At 36.5% G+C, this 21,363-nt stretch carries 24 protein-coding genes, 1 pseudogene and 1 other annotated feature (1 of these 26 cut by a window edge); of the genes and pseudogenes, 10 read left to right on the top strand and 15 right to left on the bottom strand.

The window, feature by feature from the left end:
• Window positions 1–118: 118 nt before the first annotated feature.
• Window positions 119–283 (bottom strand): phage holin family protein, encoded by a 165-nt coding sequence (locus tag MKY46_RS01760; RefSeq protein WP_155273175.1) that lies wholly within the window; start codon window positions 281–283, stop codon window positions 119–121.
• Between the two features lie 311 nt (window positions 284–594).
• On the opposite strand from MKY46_RS01760, the gene MKY46_RS01755 reads away from it, so the two are divergent.
• Window positions 595–1,053: a hypothetical protein gene (locus MKY46_RS01755; protein ID WP_036117919.1), complete on the top strand. Its 459-nt coding sequence runs from the start codon at window positions 595–597 to the stop codon at window positions 1,051–1,053.
• Between the two features lie 39 nt (window positions 1,054–1,092).
• Here MKY46_RS01755 and ytxJ read toward each other — a convergent pair whose 3' ends face one another.
• The 5 genes from ytxJ to MKY46_RS01730 form a co-directional block, all read right to left on the bottom strand.
• Complete coding sequence (ytxJ, locus tag MKY46_RS01750; RefSeq protein ID WP_036117923.1) at window positions 1,093–1,431, bottom strand: bacillithiol system redox-active protein YtxJ; 339 nt, start codon at window positions 1,429–1,431, stop codon at window positions 1,093–1,095.
• Between the two features lie 100 nt (window positions 1,432–1,531).
• Window positions 1,532–1,945, bottom strand: a complete 414-nt coding sequence (locus tag MKY46_RS01745; protein ID WP_036117926.1) for a VOC family protein — start codon at window positions 1,943–1,945, stop codon at window positions 1,532–1,534.
• Window positions 1,946–2,017: 72 nt separating this feature from the next.
• Window positions 2,018–2,653 carry a 3-oxoacid CoA-transferase subunit B gene (locus tag MKY46_RS01740; protein ID WP_036117929.1) on the bottom strand — a complete coding sequence of 212 codons (636 nt, stop codon included), beginning with the start codon at window positions 2,651–2,653 and terminating at the stop codon, window positions 2,018–2,020.
• Window positions 2,653–3,360 carry a CoA transferase subunit A gene (locus MKY46_RS01735; RefSeq protein WP_036117932.1) on the bottom strand — a complete coding sequence of 236 codons (708 nt, stop codon included), beginning with the start codon at window positions 3,358–3,360 and terminating at the stop codon, window positions 2,653–2,655. The genes MKY46_RS01740 and MKY46_RS01735 overlap by 1 nt, the downstream gene beginning before the upstream one ends.
• Window positions 3,361–3,443: 83 nt before the next feature.
• Window positions 3,444–4,352, bottom strand: coding sequence for a LysR family transcriptional regulator (locus MKY46_RS01730; protein WP_036117935.1), 909 nt, complete (start codon window positions 4,350–4,352; stop codon window positions 3,444–3,446).
• A 179-nt stretch (window positions 4,353–4,531) separates the two neighbouring features.
• Here MKY46_RS01730 and MKY46_RS23770 point away from each other — a divergent pair.
• Window positions 4,532–4,663, top strand: a pseudogene (locus MKY46_RS23770) (IS3 family transposase); the annotation flags it as partial.
• 87 nt (window positions 4,664–4,750) lie between these two features.
• Here the strand turns inward: MKY46_RS23770 and MKY46_RS01725 are convergent.
• Window positions 4,751–5,389, bottom strand: coding sequence for a LysE family translocator (locus tag MKY46_RS01725; protein ID WP_089933101.1), 639 nt, complete (start codon window positions 5,387–5,389; stop codon window positions 4,751–4,753).
• A 228-nt stretch (window positions 5,390–5,617) separates the two neighbouring features.
• Between MKY46_RS01725 and MKY46_RS01720 the strand changes: the two genes are divergently transcribed.
• Both MKY46_RS01720 and MKY46_RS01715 read left to right on the top strand, forming a co-directional pair.
• Window positions 5,618–6,040, top strand: coding sequence for an SRPBCC family protein (locus tag MKY46_RS01720; protein ID WP_036117940.1), 423 nt, complete (start codon window positions 5,618–5,620; stop codon window positions 6,038–6,040).
• Window positions 6,040–6,360, top strand: a complete 321-nt coding sequence (locus tag MKY46_RS01715) for an ArsR/SmtB family transcription factor (protein WP_036117943.1) — start codon at window positions 6,040–6,042, stop codon at window positions 6,358–6,360. The genes MKY46_RS01720 and MKY46_RS01715 overlap by 1 nt, the downstream gene beginning before the upstream one ends.
• 40 nt (window positions 6,361–6,400) lie before the next feature.
• Here MKY46_RS01715 and MKY46_RS01710 read toward each other — a convergent pair whose 3' ends face one another.
• The 5 genes from MKY46_RS01710 to MKY46_RS01690 form a co-directional block, all read right to left on the bottom strand.
• The gene (locus MKY46_RS01710; protein WP_036117946.1) at window positions 6,401–7,180 is read right to left on the bottom strand and encodes a YqhG family protein; all 780 of its coding nucleotides are present in this window, start codon (window positions 7,178–7,180) and stop codon (window positions 6,401–6,403) included.
• Window positions 7,181–7,197: 17 nt separating this feature from the next.
• Window positions 7,198–8,712, bottom strand: coding sequence for a DEAD/DEAH box helicase (locus MKY46_RS01705; RefSeq protein WP_058843977.1), 1,515 nt, complete (start codon window positions 8,710–8,712; stop codon window positions 7,198–7,200).
• A gap of 104 nt (window positions 8,713–8,816) precedes the next feature.
• Window positions 8,817–9,629, bottom strand: a complete 813-nt coding sequence (locus tag MKY46_RS01700; RefSeq protein WP_036117951.1) for an AraC family transcriptional regulator — start codon at window positions 9,627–9,629, stop codon at window positions 8,817–8,819.
• 80 nt (window positions 9,630–9,709) lie between these two features.
• On the bottom strand, window positions 9,710–10,759 hold the full coding sequence (locus tag MKY46_RS01695) for an NAD(P)/FAD-dependent oxidoreductase (RefSeq protein WP_036117955.1): 1,050 nt from the start codon (window positions 10,757–10,759) through the stop codon (window positions 9,710–9,712).
• Window positions 10,760–11,010: 251 nt separating this feature from the next.
• Window positions 11,011–12,012 (bottom strand): iron-siderophore ABC transporter substrate-binding protein, encoded by a 1,002-nt coding sequence (locus MKY46_RS01690; RefSeq protein ID WP_340812447.1) that lies wholly within the window; start codon window positions 12,010–12,012, stop codon window positions 11,011–11,013.
• A gap of 243 nt (window positions 12,013–12,255) precedes the next feature.
• On the opposite strand from MKY46_RS01690, the gene MKY46_RS01685 reads away from it, so the two are divergent.
• From MKY46_RS01685 to MKY46_RS01670, 4 genes are all read left to right on the top strand, one after another.
• Complete coding sequence (locus tag MKY46_RS01685; RefSeq protein ID WP_036117961.1) at window positions 12,256–12,843, top strand: dienelactone hydrolase family protein; 588 nt, start codon at window positions 12,256–12,258, stop codon at window positions 12,841–12,843.
• Window positions 12,844–12,845: 2 nt separating this feature from the next.
• On the top strand, window positions 12,846–13,802 hold the full coding sequence (locus tag MKY46_RS01680) for a LytTR family transcriptional regulator DNA-binding domain-containing protein (RefSeq protein WP_036117963.1): 957 nt from the start codon (window positions 12,846–12,848) through the stop codon (window positions 13,800–13,802).
• Window positions 13,803–13,948: 146 nt separating this feature from the next.
• Entirely contained in the window at window positions 13,949–14,797 is an 849-nt protein-coding gene (locus MKY46_RS01675) for an ABC transporter ATP-binding protein (RefSeq protein WP_036117970.1), read from the top strand.
• Window positions 14,794–15,501, top strand: a complete 708-nt coding sequence (locus MKY46_RS01670) for an ABC transporter permease (RefSeq protein WP_340833645.1) — start codon at window positions 14,794–14,796, stop codon at window positions 15,499–15,501. Before MKY46_RS01675 ends, MKY46_RS01670 begins: the two co-directional genes overlap by 4 nt.
• A gap of 16 nt (window positions 15,502–15,517) precedes the next feature.
• Here the strand turns inward: MKY46_RS01670 and ldmS are convergent, their stop codons facing one another.
• Together ldmS and MKY46_RS01660 are read right to left on the bottom strand one after the other, a co-directional pair.
• Window positions 15,518–16,669: an L-aspartate--L-methionine ligase LdmS gene (ldmS, locus tag MKY46_RS01665; protein WP_340833644.1), complete on the bottom strand. Its 1,152-nt coding sequence runs from the start codon at window positions 16,667–16,669 to the stop codon at window positions 15,518–15,520.
• A 107-nt stretch (window positions 16,670–16,776) separates the two neighbouring features.
• Window positions 16,777–17,367: a GNAT family N-acetyltransferase gene (locus tag MKY46_RS01660; RefSeq protein ID WP_058843984.1), complete on the bottom strand. Its 591-nt coding sequence runs from the start codon at window positions 17,365–17,367 to the stop codon at window positions 16,777–16,779.
• Window positions 17,368–17,462: 95 nt separating this feature from the next.
• Here MKY46_RS01660 and pdxR point away from each other — a divergent pair, with 95 nt between their 5' ends.
• Window positions 17,463–18,827: a MocR-like pyridoxine biosynthesis transcription factor PdxR gene (gene pdxR / locus MKY46_RS01655; protein WP_340833643.1), complete on the top strand. Its 1,365-nt coding sequence runs from the start codon at window positions 17,463–17,465 to the stop codon at window positions 18,825–18,827.
• 144 nt (window positions 18,828–18,971) lie between these two features.
• Window positions 18,972–19,778: an EcsC family protein gene (locus tag MKY46_RS01650; protein ID WP_036117986.1), complete on the top strand. Its 807-nt coding sequence runs from the start codon at window positions 18,972–18,974 to the stop codon at window positions 19,776–19,778.
• Between the two features lie 49 nt (window positions 19,779–19,827).
• On the opposite strand, the gene MKY46_RS01645 is transcribed toward MKY46_RS01650, so the two are convergent.
• On the bottom strand, window positions 19,828–20,796 hold the full coding sequence (locus MKY46_RS01645; RefSeq protein WP_340833642.1) for a quinone oxidoreductase family protein: 969 nt from the start codon (window positions 20,794–20,796) through the stop codon (window positions 19,828–19,830).
• A gap of 317 nt (window positions 20,797–21,113) precedes the next feature.
• Window positions 21,114–21,363, top strand: a binding site (T-box leader); it runs 15 nt beyond the window's last position.

The following is a 21,363-nucleotide window of genomic DNA, read 5'->3' as shown; positions in this document are numbered from 1 at the left end:
AGGTGCCTTTAGTGAATACTTGTTTGAAGGTAAAAGAGTTTGTTTGAAATAAGTAACTCATTTAACCTCATCCTCTCCTGTTTTATCCTTCACGATTGCCAAAATGTTTTTGATAAAGTCAGGCATTGGCTGCCTCATCCCCTGCGTACTCAATGCTAGGAATCACAACGGGCAATAAGTAAATTGACCCGACCAGCATTAAATAATAAATCTTTCGTATGATTCCGTTAAAGCCTGTATGACTGTTTAAGTTTTGATTAACGACCCGAGCGAAGCGACTCATCGGGCTTCCCCTGGAAAGGACGCTGGCGGAACGGAAATCAACCTCTCGCCTTGCCAAAGGGTCTTTTTCTATTATTAACATCATCTTTTTTTATTTGTGGAGTTAAAGTTCTTTGCTTTTTTAATATACTTTCCACTTTACAAATTTCATTATAGAAAACGCCATAACCTTTTACATAATATGGAACGCTTCTTCTTTATATAATACGACTAGTTCCCCTCCTAATTTAAAAAGTCTGTACAACCTTTCCATAGCCTGTATAATTCCCTCCCATTTTGCGCATATATGGAGTAACAAGGGAGGTTAGGATATTGAAAAAAATAATTTATTTACTTGTATTCACTTCACTACTTTTAGCAGCCTGTGGAAAAAGTGCGGAGCCAAAGGAAGTAGCCGTCGATCAAAACACGACCGTTGAAGATATAGTAGGTGCGATTGTGAAAAATGAATTCTCTGTAGAGGAATCTAAAGATGGTGTTGTCACAATTTCCATTCAGGACACAGATGTGACAGAGGGATCAAAAAGTCAAATGTTGAAGGATTCCACTAAAATTTTTGCTGAATTATCCAAGCTAAAAAGTGTGAAGACACCTGCTATTACTTGGTATGCTCCACTCACTGAGCCTGATGGTGATAAAACAATGACAGAGGTCTTGAATATTTATTTTAGTGAAGAGGATTATCATAAAATAGACTGGGCAAATTATCTACAGGTGGATATAGAATCTAGCGCTACGAACTTTCACGAAGATGAGGCTTTAGAGGATTAACCATTAAGATACCCCACAACCTATTGTGAGGTATCTTTTTTAAGTTGTTGTTTTTACATACTGCTTTATAGCCTCTACTAAAAGAGGTTGTTTTATCTTGTCATGTGTTGCTTGCCAAATTCCCTTCCCATCCTGCAATATTAATAGCTGTGGTGATTCATGCTTCACCTGAAGATCACCTGCAATAGCATTAGAAACCACTCTATCCATTTGGACAATCACAAGATACTTCGGCAATTTTGTTATGAGTGCTTTATATTCCTTTATAGCTGCAATACTGCTCATACATGTCATGCTAATTTTTAATACAAGACATGGCATGTGCTTTGATTGCTCTAACACCTCGCTCCAATTATCCAATGTCTTTATTCGTTGCATAGCATAACCTCCTTTATAAATCATTATATACCACAACAGGTATTTATCATCATAAAAAAACACGAGACTATATGTATAGCTCGTGTTTTGGATTCTTTAGTTAGATGCCTGCTGTATTCATTAATACAAGACGCCAGCCATCTGGGTCTTCAATAGTTATCCCTTGCTCTGCCCAATAAGGATTTTCAGGCTCCACTTCGGGATATCCCATAAGTTCGAGACGTTCGGTAATACGACGAATGGTTTCATTATTTGGAATATAAAGTACTAAAAGGTTGTCCTTAGTTGGTGCAGGACAAGGACTTCCATCAACATGCTCTGTAAATTCTAGGTGATAGCCTACATTCGGGAGACCAATCATGATCCCATCATAGCCACGGTGTCCCGTAAAAGAGCCTATTTTCTTTAAGCCGACTCCTTCACAGTAAAAACGCTCTATTTCTTGTAATTGATCTGTTGGTCTTGCTATTCTAACCTGTGCAACTGCTAATTCATTTGTCCATTGTTGTTCCATCGTTATGCCTCCCTTTTTAAACTATTGTAGAATGAGACAATAATGCTGGAAACAGTCCTAGGTCTGAAGTTATTATGCTAAAGCAACGCTAAACGAAGCAGCAGTCTTCTCTTTTACTTCCTCTAAAGTAACACCTTCTGCTAACTCTATCAGTTGCATGCCATCTTTAGTAAAATCAAAAACAGCTAAGTCTGTAATTAAGCGATGTACTACTCCTTTACCTGTTAAGGGGAGCTCACATTGCTTTTTAATTTTAGATTCACCGTTTTTATTTACATGCTCCATTACGACGATCACTCTTTTAGCTCCTACAACAAGGTCCATAGCGCCACCCATTCCCTTTACCATTTTCCCTGGAATCATCCAGTTCGCAAGGTCTCCTGTTTCAGATACCTCCATGCCACCTAAAATGGCAAGGTCAATATGACCGCCTCGAATCATTGCAAATGATTCTGCACTGTCAAAGAAGGATGCTCCTGGAACTGCAGTGACCGTTTCCTTCCCCGCATTAATTAAATCAGGGTCAACGGCTTCCTCTACTGGGTAAGGTCCAATACCGAGAAGGCCATTTTCAGATTGTAACAGCACGTCATAATCGGCTGGAATCACATTGGCAACAAGTGTTGGGATGCCTATACCTAGATTAACATTCATCCCATTTGCTATTTCCTTTACTGCTCTGTTAACCATTTTTTGTCTTGTATCCATTACGCTTCCCCCTTTTTCACCGTTAAACGCTCGATACGCTTCTCATAATTTTCACCTACTAATACACGTTGTACAAAAACACCTGGTGTGTGAATGTGATCTGGATCTAGCTCGCCCACTTCCACAATTTCTTCAACCTCAGCAATCGTAATTTTCCCTGCCATAGCAGCCAATGGATTAAAATTACGTGATGTTTTTCTGTAGACTAAATTTCCTTGCTTATCTGCTTTCCATGCTTTGACAAGAGCAAAATCAGCCACAATGCCTTCTTCCAGAATAAATTCCTTCCCATCAAAAACCTTTACTTCTTTTCCTTCCGCAATTGGCGTTCCAACACCTGTCGCAGTATAAAATCCTGGAATTCCTGCGCCACCTGCACGTAGTCGCTCCGCAAGTGTTCCCTGGGGCGATAATTCCACTTCTAGCTCGCCACTTAAAAATTGTTGTTCAAAAACTTTATTTTCTCCTACATAGGAAGCCACCATTTTTTTAATCTGTTTATTCGCTAAGAGTAGACCTAAACCCCAATCATCTACACCGCAGTTATTACTGACAACCGTTAAATCCTTTGTGCCCTGCTGTACTAACGCTGCAATCGATTTTTCTGGTATACCACAGAGCCCAAAGCCTCCTACAGCTAATGTGTCTCCATCTCTAATATCCGCAACAGCTTCCTCAAACGAACTCCATACTTTCCCATTCCCCATCTCGAAACCCCCTATAATTGCTCGCTTATTAAGAAAAATTCTACATCATTGCTATTTTACAAGTAAAGGAATTAAATCGAATACTATTTATTCCTCATTGGAATAAATCCATTTTCAGTATTTCTACCAATCGTTTTGAGTAACTGCTTTAATGCATAAGATTGATACGTGTTTTTCTTCGTAATAATCCCTAAACGCCATGGCATATGAAATTGATGTAATGGGATCGTTCTCACATTGGCATTTGTTTGCTTCGCGGCAATTGAGAAGGGTAATAGTGTAACGCCCAGATTGGAGGATACTAATTCCAAAATCAAATCCCATTGTGAACTTTTATAGCCGACTATCGGTGTAAAGCCTACGCTTTTACATGATTTAATAATATAGTCATGGAGCGTGAACTCCTCTGCAAAGATAATAAACGTTTCGTTTTTTAAATCCTTCAAAGCTATAGAATCCTCTTTTGCCAATGGATGGGATTCATTCATAAATACAAAAAATTGATCCTCTACAAATGGCTGAACGGAAAATTTCCTTTCATCTGCTGGTAATACAACAATGCCCATATCAACATCGCCATTTTCAACTAGCATTTCTACCATTTTAGCGCCTCGTTCGACAAGCTCTAAATGCACCTCTGGGTATAGTTGATGAAATTTCCTGGCGATGTCAGGAAAAAATAATGTGCCAATTAGAGGTGGAATCCCTAATTTGATAGCGCCTGTTTTAATATTCAATAAATCATCCAATAAAATATGCAACTCTTGAACACCGTGCAATATTTTTTGTCCCTGTTGAAAGACAATACTCCCTGCGTCTGTTAGCTCTACTTTGCGAGTAGACCTGTTCAACAATTCAACTTGTAATGTTTCTTCTAATTTCTTGATACTTTTGCTTAGTGATGGCTGAGATACAAAGGACACATTTGCAGCCTTTGTAAAACTTCCCTGTTCAACCACAGCCATAAATGCTTTTAAATCCCGTAATTCCATAAACATCTTCCTCATTTATTCATATTTATTATGAAATGATATATAGAATTCCTTTTAGTAATAAATTCTCCTTCAATTCGTTTAATCCTTTACTGGATAAAGAACCCAAAGAAGAAGGGTTTCGATTAAAAGACATCTTTAAACAAGTCGATATTCCAGAAGCAACGTATCACTATCACATGAAGAACTTTTTTGGCTTACTCAAACAAGAAATGTAATAGGGAGAAGAATTAATTTCCTATGAAGCGTTAAAGAAGAAAATAGAGGAATATATCGATTACTATAATAACGATCGAATTAAGCAAAAATAGGCAGACATGAGCCTGGTAAAATACCGAACTTATGCCAGCCGATTAGCTACATAACTAAAACTCTATTTTTAAGGAGTCACTACCCATTTAATGGGCTTTTTCTAATGCCAGTTTAATACCGAATCCAATTAATACAGCACCCGTTACGCCTTCAATTATTGCCTTCGTCGATGGCTTTTTCATAAAGGCGCTAATTCGATCTAATAGATACACATAGAAGACAAACCATAACATTGTTAATGCTGTATAAATAAGACCCATTATTAAAAATGGAAAAAATGTCCCGCTCGTACCGTCTACAAATTGAGGTAGAAACGTTAGGAAAAATACAGCGACCTTTGGATTTGTCACATTTGTAAGAAACCCTTGTTTAAAGCAGGACTGCTGCGAATATTTGTGATCCATATTTGCAGCATCTTGCACTACAGGTGATTGTGTGCGAATTGTCCGTAGTGTCCATAATGTTTTGATACCTAAATAACATAAATAAACTGCACCAATGTACTTTAAAGCAGCAAATACATAGGCAGATTTCACAATAATAGCAGAAAGACCAATTACAGCAGCACATGTGTGAATTAATAAACCACAACAAGATCCTAAGATTGTCTGTAATCCTCCCTTTCTACTTACAGTCAAGGTATTCTTAGTTGCAATCGCTGTATCAGGACCAGGTAAAATAATGAGCAAAATGCACATAATTAAGAACACGGATATGTTAACCATAGTACATCTCCTTTCTATGTCAGAAAATTATAAATAATTTTAACATAAGCGATGACCTACTGAAAGATAGAAAATAATATCATCTTTTTCCATTGACATATAACCATAAGGTGTTATATATTCATAACACCTTATGGTTATATGTCACTCAACTCTGCAAACGCTTTTGGTTTGAGCAGGCTCGTACCATCAGTGTCATTTCATCAAACAATAAAGGAGTAACTATACATGACTGAAAAATTACAGGATATTGTCAAAACGATTACTTTGAATGCCCCTATTGAAAAAGTGTGGGAGACAGTCGCAACCGCTGAAAAAATTGCTTCATGGTTTATGCCAAATGATTTTCAACCAATCGAAGGACATGAATTCACTATTCAATCACCGTTTGGTCCTTCACCCTGTAAAGTAGAACGTGTCGAAGCACCATATTATTTACGTTTTGCCTGGGATCAAGATGGATGGTTCGTCACTTTTGAGCTAAAAGAGGTTGGCGATCAAACAGAATTTACGTTAACGCATGGTGGCTGGAAGGAAGCTTCTCATATTATTCCTAAAGCGAATACTGCTGCTGAAGCTATTCGGACAAAAATGGATGACGGCTGGACAATACTTATTCAGCATAAATTAAAAGAGATTGCCGAATCCTAATGACTCAATCAGCCGTAAAATATGATGTTTTTCAAGCCATTGCTGATCCCACAAGAAGGAATATTTTACAGCTACTTGCCGCAAGTGATAGACCTATTTCCAATATTTCTGAGCACTTTGCTATTAGTCGAACTGCTGTCGTAAAGCATTTAAAAATATTAGAGCAGGCTGAGCTCATTTCTGCTGAAAAAAAGGGTCGAGAAAAAATCTATACTTTGCATAGTGAGCGTTTGCAGGAAATTGAAGATTGGCTTCAGTACTTCCATTTATTTTGGGACAATAAATTGGTGCAGCTTCAAAGAATGGTTGAAGAGGATTAAAGCAAAAAAGGAGCTGTCTTTATACTGGACAGCTCCACATTTAAAAGAGATAAAATACCCCCCCATTAATGATTTCAATTTTAATTTTAGATTCGTATTGCTCCTCTAATGCTTTGCGTTCAATTTCATAGCATTCAGGTTTATCCTCCACATCCTCATAAAAATAATCTAAGACTCGTTGATCTCGTTGCCAACGTTTCTGTGCTTCAATTGCCCATGAATGATCATCTTGTTCAATGATGGCTTCAACTGCTGCATGTAGTCGTTCCAGTGCTCGAAGTGGCTTAATAATATATTGCACATGAAATACATTATCTGCGGGCTCCATGTCGAATTCTGAGGTACAAATCGTTTCATGAAAATCTTCCTTTACCACACCTGTCAATAAATTGATACCAAATGAATAAAGCATTTCTTTTGTGCGATCACAGCAATAAGAAACTTTAAAGTTAACACCTAACCAAGGTGTTAGGATGACCTGACCCATTGCACTATCCACCTTTTCAAACAGTTGAACATAGGCTCCTAATTCTTTTGTTGCTACAAATAGCTGATTTAAACGTGGTGAGCCGTAATGAATGGCCTCTCCAAATAAGTTACCAGCTATTGACGTTTGATTTGTTATGAAGGTTACTTGAGCTGGGTTTGGCTCACTATTAGTCGCTTCAATATACTGCCAATAAAATGGCCTATTCATAATCCTTTTATCAATATCCACCGTTAGTTGAACTGTTAAATAATGATCCTCTTCACCTAAAATAGCGCAGTCATTCTCGTTAAAAAATTCTTTTAAATAGTGATGGACTTGTTGCGGATACATGGTTGCCCCTCCTTACCTCATACAGATTCTTTAAAGTTTGTTAAAATCGCATCTAAATCGCCAACCACTTTCTCGAACACATCAATTTTTGTATGAAGTAACTCCAATATTTTTTCTTCAATGGTATTTTCAATCGCAAGATTATAAATATGGACGTCATGCTCCTGTCCCAAACGATGGACACGACCAATACGTTGCTCTAGCTTCATTGGATTCCATGGTAGATCATAGTTGATGACATGATGACAAAATTGAAGGTTGATTCCTTCGCCTCCTGCCTCAGTTGCGATGAGTACCTGTGCTCTCTCTTTAAAGAGATGCTTCATATAATCTCGTTTGCTTTTATTGAACTTCCCATTAAACAGGACACTCGTTATGCCATTAGTATGCAAATACCATTGTAAATAAACTTGAGTAGCCCGATACTCTGTAAAAATAATAACCTTGTCATCTGCTTGTTTTACGATTTCTAGCGTTTTCTCCGCCTTTGAATTTACTTCTAAGGCCATAAGCTTTGCTAAAATCGCTTCAAGTTCTTGTGGCTGCACATGATCATCTAGCATATTCGTTAGTGTTAATGCTGTGGCTTCCTTGCTACTACACATTTCCTTTTGTAAAGTAATTAATGAAAAGGAACCTGTATTTTCAAGGGCTCCAAGCAAATCGTAAACTTCCCTCTCTGCCTCCGTAAATGTAATCGGTACAATTTGAACACAGCGATTTGTCCATTCAATCCCTGTATCTTCTCGCCGATTTCTCACCATTACCTGATTGACCAATTCTTTTAAATAATCATCATGTTCTAAATGATGCTTACTAGCAGAGAAGGCTGACTGGAATGTATCGTAATTCCCTAAATGCCCTGGCTTTAATAAGGAAATTAAATAATACAGTTCGAACACATCGTTCTGAATAGGTGTGGCTGTTAATAATAAGCAAAACTTTTTCTTTAACCCTTGTACGAACTCATAAATTTGTGTTTTATTATTCTTTAATTTATGTGCCTCATCAATAATAATCATGTCGTAATCCTGCTCATAAATGCGCTCTTTATGGGGACTTTTTTTAGCCGTATCCATACTCATAATGAGGACATCGTAGCGCTCTATTGGACAATTTTTCTTATAGGCGATGGCCGGTATATGAAATTTTAAATTTAACTCTTCAATCCACTGATTAATGAGAGAAGCAGGTGCTAAAATTAATGCCCTTTTAACAAGGCCTCGAATAAGGTATTCCTTTAAAATTAAGCCCGCTTCAATCGTTTTACCAAGACCTACTTCATCGGCTAAAATCGCTTTTCCATTCATGCGCTCAATAACTGTTTCAGCCGCTTCTAACTGGTGTACTAATGGTTTTAAGTGCGGTAAATACTTAGTTGCTTGTAATCCCGTAAAATCAGGGATTAATTTCCTTTTCACAATATCATAGTTCATCTTATATAATGTCCAGCTCTGCCATTGTTCAAGATGATTTAATCGATTGCTAAAGCCTTCTTCCCACTCGGACGACCTTTCTATTTTCATGATCATCACCTCATGTTATTTTTTCTAGCTTAGGTTGTCCAAAAAAGGAAAAGATATGTTCCTTTTAGATGAAAAACACCTAATGAAAGTTATTTTTCACTAGGTGTTTGTTAGTTTATATGTTTACGAAATTGGCTAGGCGATAAACCTGTTATTTTTTTAAATACACGGCTAAAATAAAAGTAATCTGTGTAACCCACTTTTTCCGCAATATCTTTAACAGATAAATGAGAAGTTCTCAATAATACTTTAGATTTTTGAATACGCAAAACAGTAAGATAAACATTCGGGCTAACACCCATTTTTTTCTCAAATAGATAGGACAGTTTCCTTCTTTCCATTTTAAAATGATTCGCGATATCCATAACAGTCATATTCTTTGTATAGTTTTCTTGCATATACTCCGTAATTAACGTTATATTTTCTTTTTTATATTGATAATCCCTCATTTTAATGACTAAAATGATTTCTTCTAAAATATTAAAAAAAAGAGCTTTCGATTGAAGAAATGATAAATGACTACCCATGACATAATTTTGTATTAATTGCTGCAACAAATTCATTAATTTTAGCTGCTCTCCTACCTGTAAGGCAAAATGACGATTGTAGAGTGGAAACTTTGAATTTTCTCCGTCTGATAGTTGAAAATGAATGACAGCATACTCGAATTTAGTATCGCTTGTAATTGTTCGTTGGATAGATAAGTTTGGACCCGCATGGATAATCTGCCCTTTTTCTAATCGGTAATTTTTGCCTTCAATTTTAACATCTGCTACTCCATTGATAGGAAATATTAAACCAGCTGCATTCGTCATCGTCTTGTAATTCGTAACGACCGTTTCGGAGGAAATCTTCTCCGTAATCACATCCAAAAATGTTAATGGAGCAGTTGTGTAAAATTCTATGATTTCTTGTATATCCATTTTGAATGCTCTCCTTCACTTCATAGTATTAAGACAAAAAGAAAGGAACACCAACAATGCATCAGTGCTCCTAAAATCGATTATTTTAAACTTTCCTGTAGTAGCTTGCGATTACGTTGTTTGAAAATATCATTATGTGAGGAAACGATACCGCCCTCAGAAGCATCAGGTTGAATATATTTCTTCGCACTATTTACTGCATGGAGTGCATCGTGGAAGGCAGCTGCAATTAAATGGATTTTACCATCATGGTGAAGAATATCACCTGCTGCATAAAGGCCCGGAATGGACGATTCACTATTAATCGAACCAGCTATAAAATAATCATTTTTACGGTCAATGGCTAACGGACTATTATCTAATAGCTCCTTATCACGTACATATCCATGACTGATGACCACTTCGTCAATAGGAATCTCTGTTACAGTGCCTGTTTCATGATTAGTTAAAGAAATCGCTTTAATCATTCCTGCTTGATCGTCTGCAATCAGTTTCGTAATTTCAGAATTGAAATGGCATTCAATAGAACTATTTGTAAGCTCTGTAATTTGAGCCTCATGTGCAGACAATGTATCTTTTCGATATGTTAAATAGACTTTGGAAGCTACTTCCATTAACTCTAATGCCCAGTCTACAGCAGTGTTACCACCACCGGAAATAATAACTGCCTTATTCTTAAATTTTTCATAGGATTTAATTGTGTAATTTAAATTAGAAACTTCAAAGCGTTCAGCGCCTTCAATTTCAATTTTTTGAGGATTCAGGATACCTCCGCCAATAGCGACAATAACCGTTTTGGAATAATGAATGTTTCCTGACTCCGCAGTGATCATAAAAATGCCATCTTCATTTTTGGCAATGGACAGCACTTTTTCATCTGTATAAATAGAAGGGTTAAACGTTAAGGCTTGCTCAACTAATTGCTTAATTAGTTGTCCCCCTGAAATAGGCGTTACACCCCCAACATCCCAAATCATTTTCTCTGGGTAAACATGAATTTTACCGCCTAGCTGTGGTTGTGATTCAATTAGCTTCGTTTTCATTTCTCGTAAACCACAGTAAAAACTAGAATATAGACCTGCGGGTCCACCACCAATGATTGTTACATCATACAATTCTTGTTCTAACAATACTTAACACACCTTTCAATTTGTCATTACCTATCTCAACAATTGGACTAACATTGCATGACAGCCCTACTGTGTATTTCTAATTGTCTAAACTACTTTGAACTTCCTCCTTAATTCCATTATACGATAATGATAATCATTATCAAATAAAATTATTACAAAACATAATAATAATACATATCCTGTCACCATTTTTTAATATTCTTAAAGAAATAGTATGCACTAGGCATACTATTTCATTTTAATCATATTTATTTATCTTTTAACAAATCTACTACTATATCAATTCCATACATAGTTGCAATTGGTGCATCCTGTGCAAATAAAGAACGATCGACTATATAAATATTTTTATTTTTAACTGCATTGATGTTCTTCCATACCGCGCTTTCTTCATAGGATTTTAAAAATTCCTCTTCACTCATGGTAATTCCACTTTTATCAAGGAAAATAAATAGATGATCTGGGTTTAAGACTGACATCCCCTCCATACTTACTTCCTTTGTCATATCTTCTGGGTAATTTTGTGGAACTTTAATTCCTAAACCATGTTCAGGATTCGTTGGCGCAATATTTTTCCCATATATCCAAAACCCTTCTTTCGTATTTACGGATGTAAAGACTACAGTTTCTCCTTTGGCTGTAAAATTTTTCAAAGCTTCTCGGCCATCTGTGATTTTTTTGCTTACTTCTTCTAGCAGTGCCTTTCCTTGTTGCTCTTTCCCCAATACCTTTGAAATTTCCGTTACAGCTAACTCTTGATCCGTAGACATCGCTCTTTGATTTAAATACACAACAGGTGCTATTGCTGACAATTGGTCATATAGCTGATCATGAACACCTGAAGCAGCCAAAATTAAATCTGGTTTTAGTTCTAGTATTTTTTCAAGGCTTGGGCTTCTAACATCCCCAATATCAGTAAATGTTTGTTCTTCCACAAAAGATTGATAGGCTTCCCATAAATTAAACATAGTATCAGCATTTGCTATACCTATTGGCTTGGTATCTAATGCTAATAGAACATCTGGGTATAATACATGCATCAAAGAAATAACACGTTTCGGCTCTTTCTCAATTATTACTTCCTTCCCTAAAGCGTCTGTATATGTTAGAGGATAAATGGACGGTTCTTCCTTTATTTCCTCTTTTTCTTTTTGGGTTTGATTCGCTACCTTCTCTTCGGCATTATTACATGCTACTAGCAAGACTGATAGTAACAAAGTGAACAGCACCATTATCCACGGCTTCTTCATTGTATGTCCTCCTTTAATTTTCTAGCAAAATAATGAGAATCATTATCAAAAAGATGATAGCAAATTCAATTTTTTGAGTACATATAATACTCGATGAACAAATTTGTGTTTTTTTATCCATAAACGTAAAAATGTCCAGCTTTGTACTTTTTGAACGAGGTTATCACTGTTCATTTTAACGTTAAATATACGTTATACTTACTTTTTGATACACTATTGGAAAAAAGATAATAGAGGGCAATAATGAGGAGAAAAATTTTTATATTACATGAAATATATGGAGTTAATCATTTTATAAAAGAACAAGTCCAAACATATAGTGATGAAAACACTTCCGTTTCCTGTATTTCGTTCTATTCAGATGGTTTATCCTTTTCATATGAGCAAGAAAAGCAAGCATATGAATTTTACATGCAGACAGTTGGCTTCGATGCCCCTCTAGAGTTACTTTCTCAAAAAATACTGGCGGCAGCTCAAAATTATAATGAAGTGGTATTAATTGGTTATAGCGTAGGTGCAACTTTGGCTTGGCGATTAGCCACACTCCCCCTACACCGCGTCATTTGTGTGTATGGTTCACGTATCCGCCAATACTTCGATATCCTACCTGCATGTCCAACTTTAGTCGTTTTACCTAGCTATGAAAGTAGTTTTGATGTGCAAATATTAAAGAATGCACTTGGTCGCATACCGAATGTTCAGACCAAACAATATCAGGGTTTACATGGTTTTATGGACGCCTCTAACTCTAATTATTGCCAAAGGAGCTACTTGCAGGCACACAATGACATCCGAAGCTTTTTACAAGCTAGAAAATTTCAGGAGGAATAAACATGGAACAAAATATTGATATTCAGGTTGAACCCTATATTGAAGCAGGCAATGTTATTTATCCGAGCTTTCAGCTTTCTTTACAACCTGGCACTATTATCGGCATCTATACAGATATTTCAAAAATACATACATTAATGCGATGGTTTATGAACCGACATGATACATATACTCATTTTCGTGAAAGTGCGTTATATGAGCGACTTACTGCTCGTGAATATATCCAGTTTTTATTGAGACTTTTTAACCGTCCAACGAACGAAACGGAGAATCTATTAAAGCTCTTTAGCCTTACTGAACAAAAAAACACTAGAATTAGTCGGCTTTCTCATAGTGAAAAACAGCGATTAAAGTTATTGAATACGTATCTCCATCAAGCACCTATTCAAATTTTAGAAGAGCCCTTTCAAAATATAGATGAATTTTCAAAACAAAATATCCAACAATTATTAAATAGTCAAATAAAACAGCAAAAAACCATCATTTTATTATCGACCAATCTAGAAGATTTAATGATTATGAGTACAGCTATACATAGATTAGACGGAGCTGGTTTGCATGCGTTAGATGTAAAGGAGGATGAAATAGAACAATCACCTCAGCAAATTGAATCTGCACCAATTCGCATTGATAAAATCCCAACAAAGAAAAATGATAAGATTATTTTATTTAATCCACCCGAAATTGATTATATTGAAAGTGTTGAAGGTGATGTTTCTATCTATGTGGCTGGAGAAGCATATCCATGTACTTTATCGCTCAATGAGCTAGAGCAAAAATTGACACCATTCGGCTTTTTTAGAAGCCATCGTTCTTATATTGTGAATCTGCAAAAGGTTCGTGAAATCATTACATGGACACGTAACAGCTATAGTCTAGCACTCAATAGCACTGAAAAGGCTGTTGTCCCACTGTCGAAAAATAAATTAGCAGATTTAAAGGAAATACTCGGAATATAGTAGATTTCCCAGGAAATAAACGACTCCTGTCACCTTTAATATTGTTTCACTGAGGATCATTTTTCCGCCTTTCACCCGATTTATACTGTGTACCTTATGTTTGTTGCTTATAGTGTAGACATCAACAACAAACAGGAGGTTTACACATGAACACAGTGATTGATGTGCAGCACTTGAAAAAAACATTTAATAAAGAAACAGCATTGCAAGATGTTTCTTTTACAATTCAGAAGGGGGAAATATTCGGCTTTCTTGGTCCAAGTGGTTCTGGTAAAACAACTACTATTAAAATATTAACCGCACAAACAGATAAGTCGGCTGGTAATGTCCTATTATTTGGGCAACCAGCATCTGAAATGAAGCAAAGTCAAAATCGTAAACGTTTTGGTATTTTAACAGATAATAGTGGTTTGTATACAAGACTATCTATTGAAGAAAATTTATTATTTTATAGTAACTTATATCAGCTATCCCACTCTGCCGTAAAAGAGGCTTTAGATTTTGTAAACTTATATGCGGAACGTAAAAAGAAGATCAGTCAGCTTTCAAAAGGAATGATTCAACGTGTTACCCTTGCTCGTGCTATTATGCATAAGCCTGAATTATTATTTTTAGATGAGCCTACTTCTGCTTTAGACCCTGTCAATACACAGCATATTTATAATGGCTTACGAAAATTAAATGATATGGGGACAACTATTTTTTTAACCACTCATGATATGAGCGAAGCAGAGATACTTTGTGACCGTGTAGCCTTCCTTCATAAGGGAAAAATTCGAGCAATAGGTGCACCAAAGGATTTAAAACAGGAATTTGGCTCTGATTCTATTACAGTTGAACTCAAAAATGGCATGCAAGAGATTATACAAAACGGTGCACAAGATGCAGAGAAGCTTTATCAATGGATGCATTCCAACGAAGTTACAAGAATTAATACAAATGAGCCGACATTGGGTGATATTTTTATGCAAATAACAGGGAGTGATTTAGTATGAATTTTTCAATGACACGTATTCAAGCTATATTGGTGAAGGATTATAAGGAATTTTCACGTAACTATGCTGTATCGACGATGGTGCTTCTGCCGCTAATAATGGCTTATTTATATAATCAATCTGGTTCCAATAGTATTAGTATATATTTTCTACCAATCAACATGGCCTTTGCTGTAGTAACAACATATGTCCAATGTTGCTTAATTGCAGAGGAAAAAGAAAAAAACACTCTTCGCAGTCTCATGCTATCCCCAGCATCACTTGGTGATATTTTAATTGGTAAAAGCTTGTTTGTTTTAATAATTACAATTCTAGCTGAAGCTGTGACTATTTTTCTAGTTGGCTATGAGCCTGCTAATCTTTTCATCATAGTAATAGCATTATTACTTTCAGCTTTGTTTTATATTGCATTAGGTACAATATGTGGTTTATTTGCTAAATCCATTATGGAGGCATCCATCATTGTGTTGCCTGTAATGTTAATATTCTCTTTCGGTCCTTTTGCTCTAGCTTTATCTTCTGTCAACCCAATCTTAAAAATAGCAGAATGGTTGCCTAGCTCACAATTATTACTTTTAGCAGAGGCATTAGAAGGTACGTATTCCATGCCAGATGTGGTCATTCCTCTGTTAGCAATCATTGTATGGACACTTGTTTCTTGGTTTTTCGCAGCAGGTATCTATAAAAAAAGAATGGTCGATTAATGACCATTCTTTTTAACTATAATAATTCCTTCTCTAGCTTTTCAATCTCATCTAGCGTTTCAGCGTACCATATGCCGACAAATCTAGAGGCAACGGGCTCATCAAAGTAATCCCCATCATAGAAAGATAACGGAAATAATGCTTCCTGTTCTATACATTGCTTAATTGTTTGAAAGAAGTGATCATTCTGTTGCGGATCTTGTGCAGCATAGGAAGCAAATTTATTAATGGGCTTTCCTAAAGCATCATGAAACATCAGCATAGAGGTAGAACCATTCTGACGGAAATTTAAGTCAATGGCTTGAACATCACCAGCCTCTGTCACAATTAAATCAAAGCCTGCCACACCAACAAAACCTTCCTCCACACCACGCTTCATTATATGTTTTCCTGCCTCAATTACTTTTTCAGGTACTTTATCTACTATGATATTTCCTTCATAAATGCCGTTGTCATCTGTTATTTGCTGTGAAGCTCCTAAGTATTGAATCCCTAGCTCCTCACAGTAAATAAATTGGCAGCTATAATTGTGCTTTGTTTGTAAAAGTTCTTCAATAATGATACTGTCAGTGCCAGTCATTCGAAATTGCCGTATACCTTCTGTCAGCTCTTCATTATTATGGCAAATGATGACACCATATCCTCCCGATGTTGGGGAATCATCTCCAGGCTTTAGTACAACAGGTGGCTGCCAATTTTTTATGGCATCAGAGAGTCTATAGGTTTCTACATTTAAACGACTTGGAATGAATTTACTATCAATTAAATGATCGATATATGCTTTTGTATTCAGCTCATTAAACTTTTCGGCATCCATCCAATAGCATTGACGATCCATATGCTCTAAGTCATGTATATACTGACAAACAATTGTCTTCCCTTCCTCACACCAAGATTGGATCTGTGCCAGATATTCTTCCTGTGTGTCATAGCTATACGGCTGTTCCATCCAAGGTAACCCTGCTAATTGATGAAGCTCCTGGGCTTTTTCTGTTTGTGTGGCTCGGTGTACTAATACGGGGATATCAGCAATAGCTACTTCTCTAGAGGTTAAAGCATCCAGCTTATGAGGTTCGTCCATCATCCACGGATTATCACTATACGGCGTTCTTGGCGTATATACAGCATTATCACCATAAATTTGTCTTAAAGTATATTTTGGTTTCAAGTAGATTACCCTCTTTCAAGTTTTAAGTACTCTACCCTTCCCATTACTTTTTGACACTTTTTATAAGAAAAAGTGGTTTTCTAGATTAAAAAAAATCCATTTTATTCCTAATTATAACCAAATTGCACTAATAGCTCTTCTAAATGTTTTTTCACCTTTGACCATTCTTCAATCGTGATACTATACATCACAGTATGCCGCGTTGTTCCATCCTTGCGAATCATATGATTACGCAATATTCCTTCCTTTGTGGCACCTATACGCTCAATGGCCTTTTGAGAACGAATATTTTCATGATCCGTTTTTATTTGAACTCGCTTTAAATGAAGCTGTTCAAAACAATATTGCAGTAATAAATATTTACAATTCGTATTTATAGCTGTACGCCAGTATGCAGGAGTCAGCCATGTATTGCCTATTTCTAGTCGCTGATGCTTATCATCAATATCCATAAACCTAGTTGAACCTATAATATCTCCTGATTTTTTATCCACAATTACAAACGGGAATTCTGTTTTTCCGCTTCTTGTTATTAATGCGTTTTCCACAAAGTTATTCACATCCTCCTTTTTCTTGATCGTTGTGGACATATGTGACCAAATTTCTGGATAACGCCCAGCCTCTATTATTCCTGGTAAATCGTTTAACTCTAAAGGCTTTAGTTTAACCACATCATTTTCTAATGCAATAAATTCCATTACAGCTCACTCCTTTTTTACTTATTTAACGATAAAACTGATATGATAGATATAACCAATTACTAAAAAACTGACCATACCAAAGGAGGCATTTTGTGGAGCTTTCCATTTCATTTACAGGGAATTCAGCGAAATATATACAAATCTACGAAGAAATAAAACACGCTATTATAACGAAAAAAATACACGCACATACGCAACTGCCTTCTAAACGAGCTCTTGCTCAAACATTAGATGTGAGCGTGCACACCATCAAGGAAGCATACGAACAATTACTTGCGGAAGGCTATATTTATAGCAAAGAAAGATCTGGTTATTATATCGCTCCCTTTGAATTTGATTGGCTACAGCAAGAACAGCCACCTGTTTTTACTCCTAGTATCAGTAACGCAAATGACATTCAATTCGACTTTACGAATGGACATGTGGATAACGAAGCTTTTCCTTATGCTGTTTGGCACAAGCTAATTAAAAAGCATTTTAATAGCAACAACTTATCAACAAGCCCCTGGGAAGGAGAGGCAACTTTACGCACAGAGATTGCTCGCTATGTAGAACGTTCGCGTGGGGTTGTTTGTGCTGCATCACAAGTGTTTGTCTATAGTGGTACACAAAGCCAGCTTCAAGCTCTCTGTCATTTTCTTGGTGGCACGACTCGCGTTGGCTTAGAGGAACCAGGGTTTAAAAGAGTACGTGCCGTTTTACAGCAATGTGGATTATCTACAGAGGCGATTCCTGTGGATAATTCAGGGGTTACACTTCCTCCAACAACAATTCACATGTTATACACAACACCAGCTCATCAATTTCCTTTAGGCATGATTATGACGATGGAAAGAAGAGCGGCATTGTTACAATGGGCTAACTCGAACGAGGCTCTTATTATAGAAGATGATTATGATTCTGAATATCGTTATAAAGGGCTACCAATCCCTTCTTTAGCAAAAATGGATCAGCTTCAACGAGTCATCTATTTCGGAACATTCTCGAAAACATTGCTTCCATCATTACGTATTAGTTATATGATTCTACCAAAATCCCTAGTCATACCGTTTATGACTTTTCATCAAGATCAAAAATCAGTTGTCTCCAAAGTAGACCAGCTTGTTTTAGCAGATTTTCTTGCACAAGGGCAATTCGATAAGCATTTGGCAAAAATGCGGACGATTTATCGTAAAAAACAGCAGGCATTACTGGCTGCCATCTCTACACATTTTTCAAATGAATTTCAAGTGATTGGTGAAAAATCTGGGCTCCATATTGTCATAAAGCTACCTCCATATCTTGCCGAAAATAGAGCAATCCAGCTAGCTCAAGAGGTAGGAATTCAAGTCTATCCATGCTCTACCTCCTATCAAAATGGTACGATTGACGCGAAGGTCATTATTGGCTATGGTGGACTGACACTTCAGCAAATTAATGACGGCATTGCACTCCTTGCTTCTGTTTGGCAATCATGATGAATTCATTAGTTTGTCTAAATCTTCATTGAATAGAGCGAAACCTTATAAAAATTTTTTCGTATATCAATTACGACACGCTGAAAATAAACATTGGCTGAATCAAGTTCAAATGATATGGACAAATAAGGGGATTAGATAATAATGGAGAAACGCGAGCAATTAGAACAGTATTTGCAAGAGATTCAATTGTGGGAGAAGGATCAAAAGGATTTATGGTTTTGGGAGAAATTAGGGAGAATACCTTTTAAGATATTAGATAAAATGACGCCTGCCTTTATTCAAAATAAAATTGCTTTATTAGTTGATGAATTAGGCAATTATATTCAATCGGGCGGGAAATATTTAATTAATGAACAAGCCATACTTCAAAAAATCCGCAACCATTCTTCTACACAGCATATTTTGACGATTGCTGATATTGGGCAAATTCCTTTAGAGGACATGATTGCTCTCAGTGATAAATTACAAAATGAACGTGTAAAATTTGCTACGGTACAAGGGGCCTCTACTGGCTTCGGAGGCATTTTTACTTTAGCTATTGATATTCCAGTTATTTTAGGAACTGCTTTAAAAACATTACAGGAAATAGCGATGATTCATGGCTATGATCCGAATGATAAGATGGAGCGTGTTTTCATAGTGAAATGTCTACAATTTACTTCTGCTGATATTGTCGGTAAAGAAGCCATTTTGCAGGAACTTTCAACTATGAATAGCTCGAAAAAGGCTTCTGATAATATGATTTCACAGCTCCAAGGATGGCAGGAAGTATTTTACACCTATCGAGATCAGCTTGGCTGGAAAAAGCTGTTTCAAATGATTCCTATTGCTGGAATGGTCTTTGGAGCCTATGCCAATAAAGGAATGATTCAGGATGTCGCTGAAACGGGCATGATGCTTTACCGAAAAAGACGTATATATGAAAAACTAAATGAATTAGAACATTAATAGAAATGGAAAGATGGCACTATTATTGACGTGTCATCTTTTTGTATTTTTATATTTTAATAAGAATTTTCCCTTGATGCTGGCGGCTTTCCATCAATTCATGTGCCTTTTTCATTTCTTCTAAGGCAAAAATTTTAGCAATGGGGACCTGAAAGCCATCTTCTTTTATTAAAGAAAAAATAGCCTGTGCAACCTGTTGCAACATTTCTGGCTTTGAAGCTCTAGTCGTGCCTAAGCTGAAGCCTTTTATAGTACGGCAGCTACTATGTAAATCTGATGTTTTAATATTACCAGCTCTACCTCCACTATTGCCGAATTGTACAAGAGTGCCATAAGGCGCTAAACAATTCAAACTTTCCTCTGTTATAGCACCTGCTATCGAATCAAATACAATATCAACACCATGTCCCTCCGTTAGTTCATGCACTTGTGTACTGAATTGATCATATGTGAGAACATGATTTGCACCAAGCTGATACACGATTGGAGCTTTCTCTAAATTACTCACAGTCCCAATAATCTGCTTTGCCCCTAGCTTTTTTGCCATTTGGATGAGCATTGTCCCTACTCCACCGGAAGCAGCATGTATCAAGACGACATCATGCTGACCAATAGCTGCTATTTGATGTGTTAGCATATACGCCAAAAATGAAACCGTCGGTACAGCTGCTACCTTGTCAATTGGTACATCACTAGGAATTTTAAAAACCAGCTGTTCCTTAGCTACAACAAATTCTGCATAAGCTCCATTTTTAGGGAATGCGATGACTTGGTCGCCCTTTTGAAAGTTACTGTTATCATCGAAGACCTCTTCTACAACACCTGCAACATCTAAGCCAAGAATCATTGGGAAATTGGCTTTAGCTTTATTGCCTGTGCGGTTTTTAATATCTGCATAGTTCACACTCGTATAAGTTGTGCGTATTAGGACTTCGCCTTTAGTCAAAGTAGGCTCTGAACAGTCTATATAGTTTAAAACTTCTGCCTCACCAAACTCATGGATCACAATAGCTTTCATTCATTTCTCCCTCCTTGTTAAGAAAAATTATATACTAAATTTAGAATGGATGGATAATCTTCCTGACAATGGACTGGAGCAATAATGCTAGTCTAAAACAACAAGTGGTTTTGCCAATTAGGACGATTAACAAAGGCTCACTATTCACAGAAAAAAATAGTACAACTAACGACATTGGATCTTACCATTTTGAAGAATCTCGATCACTTACTTAAAGTTGCGTCAACTGTTGCTTGACCATACAAATTATCAGTAAAGGAATTGACGAAATTTTCAGATCACACTTTACCAAAATTATGTACATATGATACACTAGCAAAAATACATTGAAGAGAAGAGTAAATAAGGCTGTTCTTCCCAGAGAGCTCGGGTCGCTGAAAACGAGCAAGAACGAATGATTGAAACAAGTCTCGGAGTAGCGCATTGGACTTCTATTTGAATGATGGTGCGACGGGAACTCCCGTTATAGAGTTACAGTATAAACATAAGTAATTATGTCGTACTGAAAAGGCTATTATGGTGACATAGTAGTGAACTAGGGTGGCACCACGTGAGTATAAATTCCAC

This window comes from Lysinibacillus sp. FSL M8-0355 (genome assembly GCF_038008985.1).
Taxonomy (GTDB): domain Bacteria; phylum Bacillota; class Bacilli; order Bacillales_A; family Planococcaceae; genus Lysinibacillus; species Lysinibacillus fusiformis_D.
This window is presented reverse-complemented; position numbering and strand designations above follow the sequence as displayed.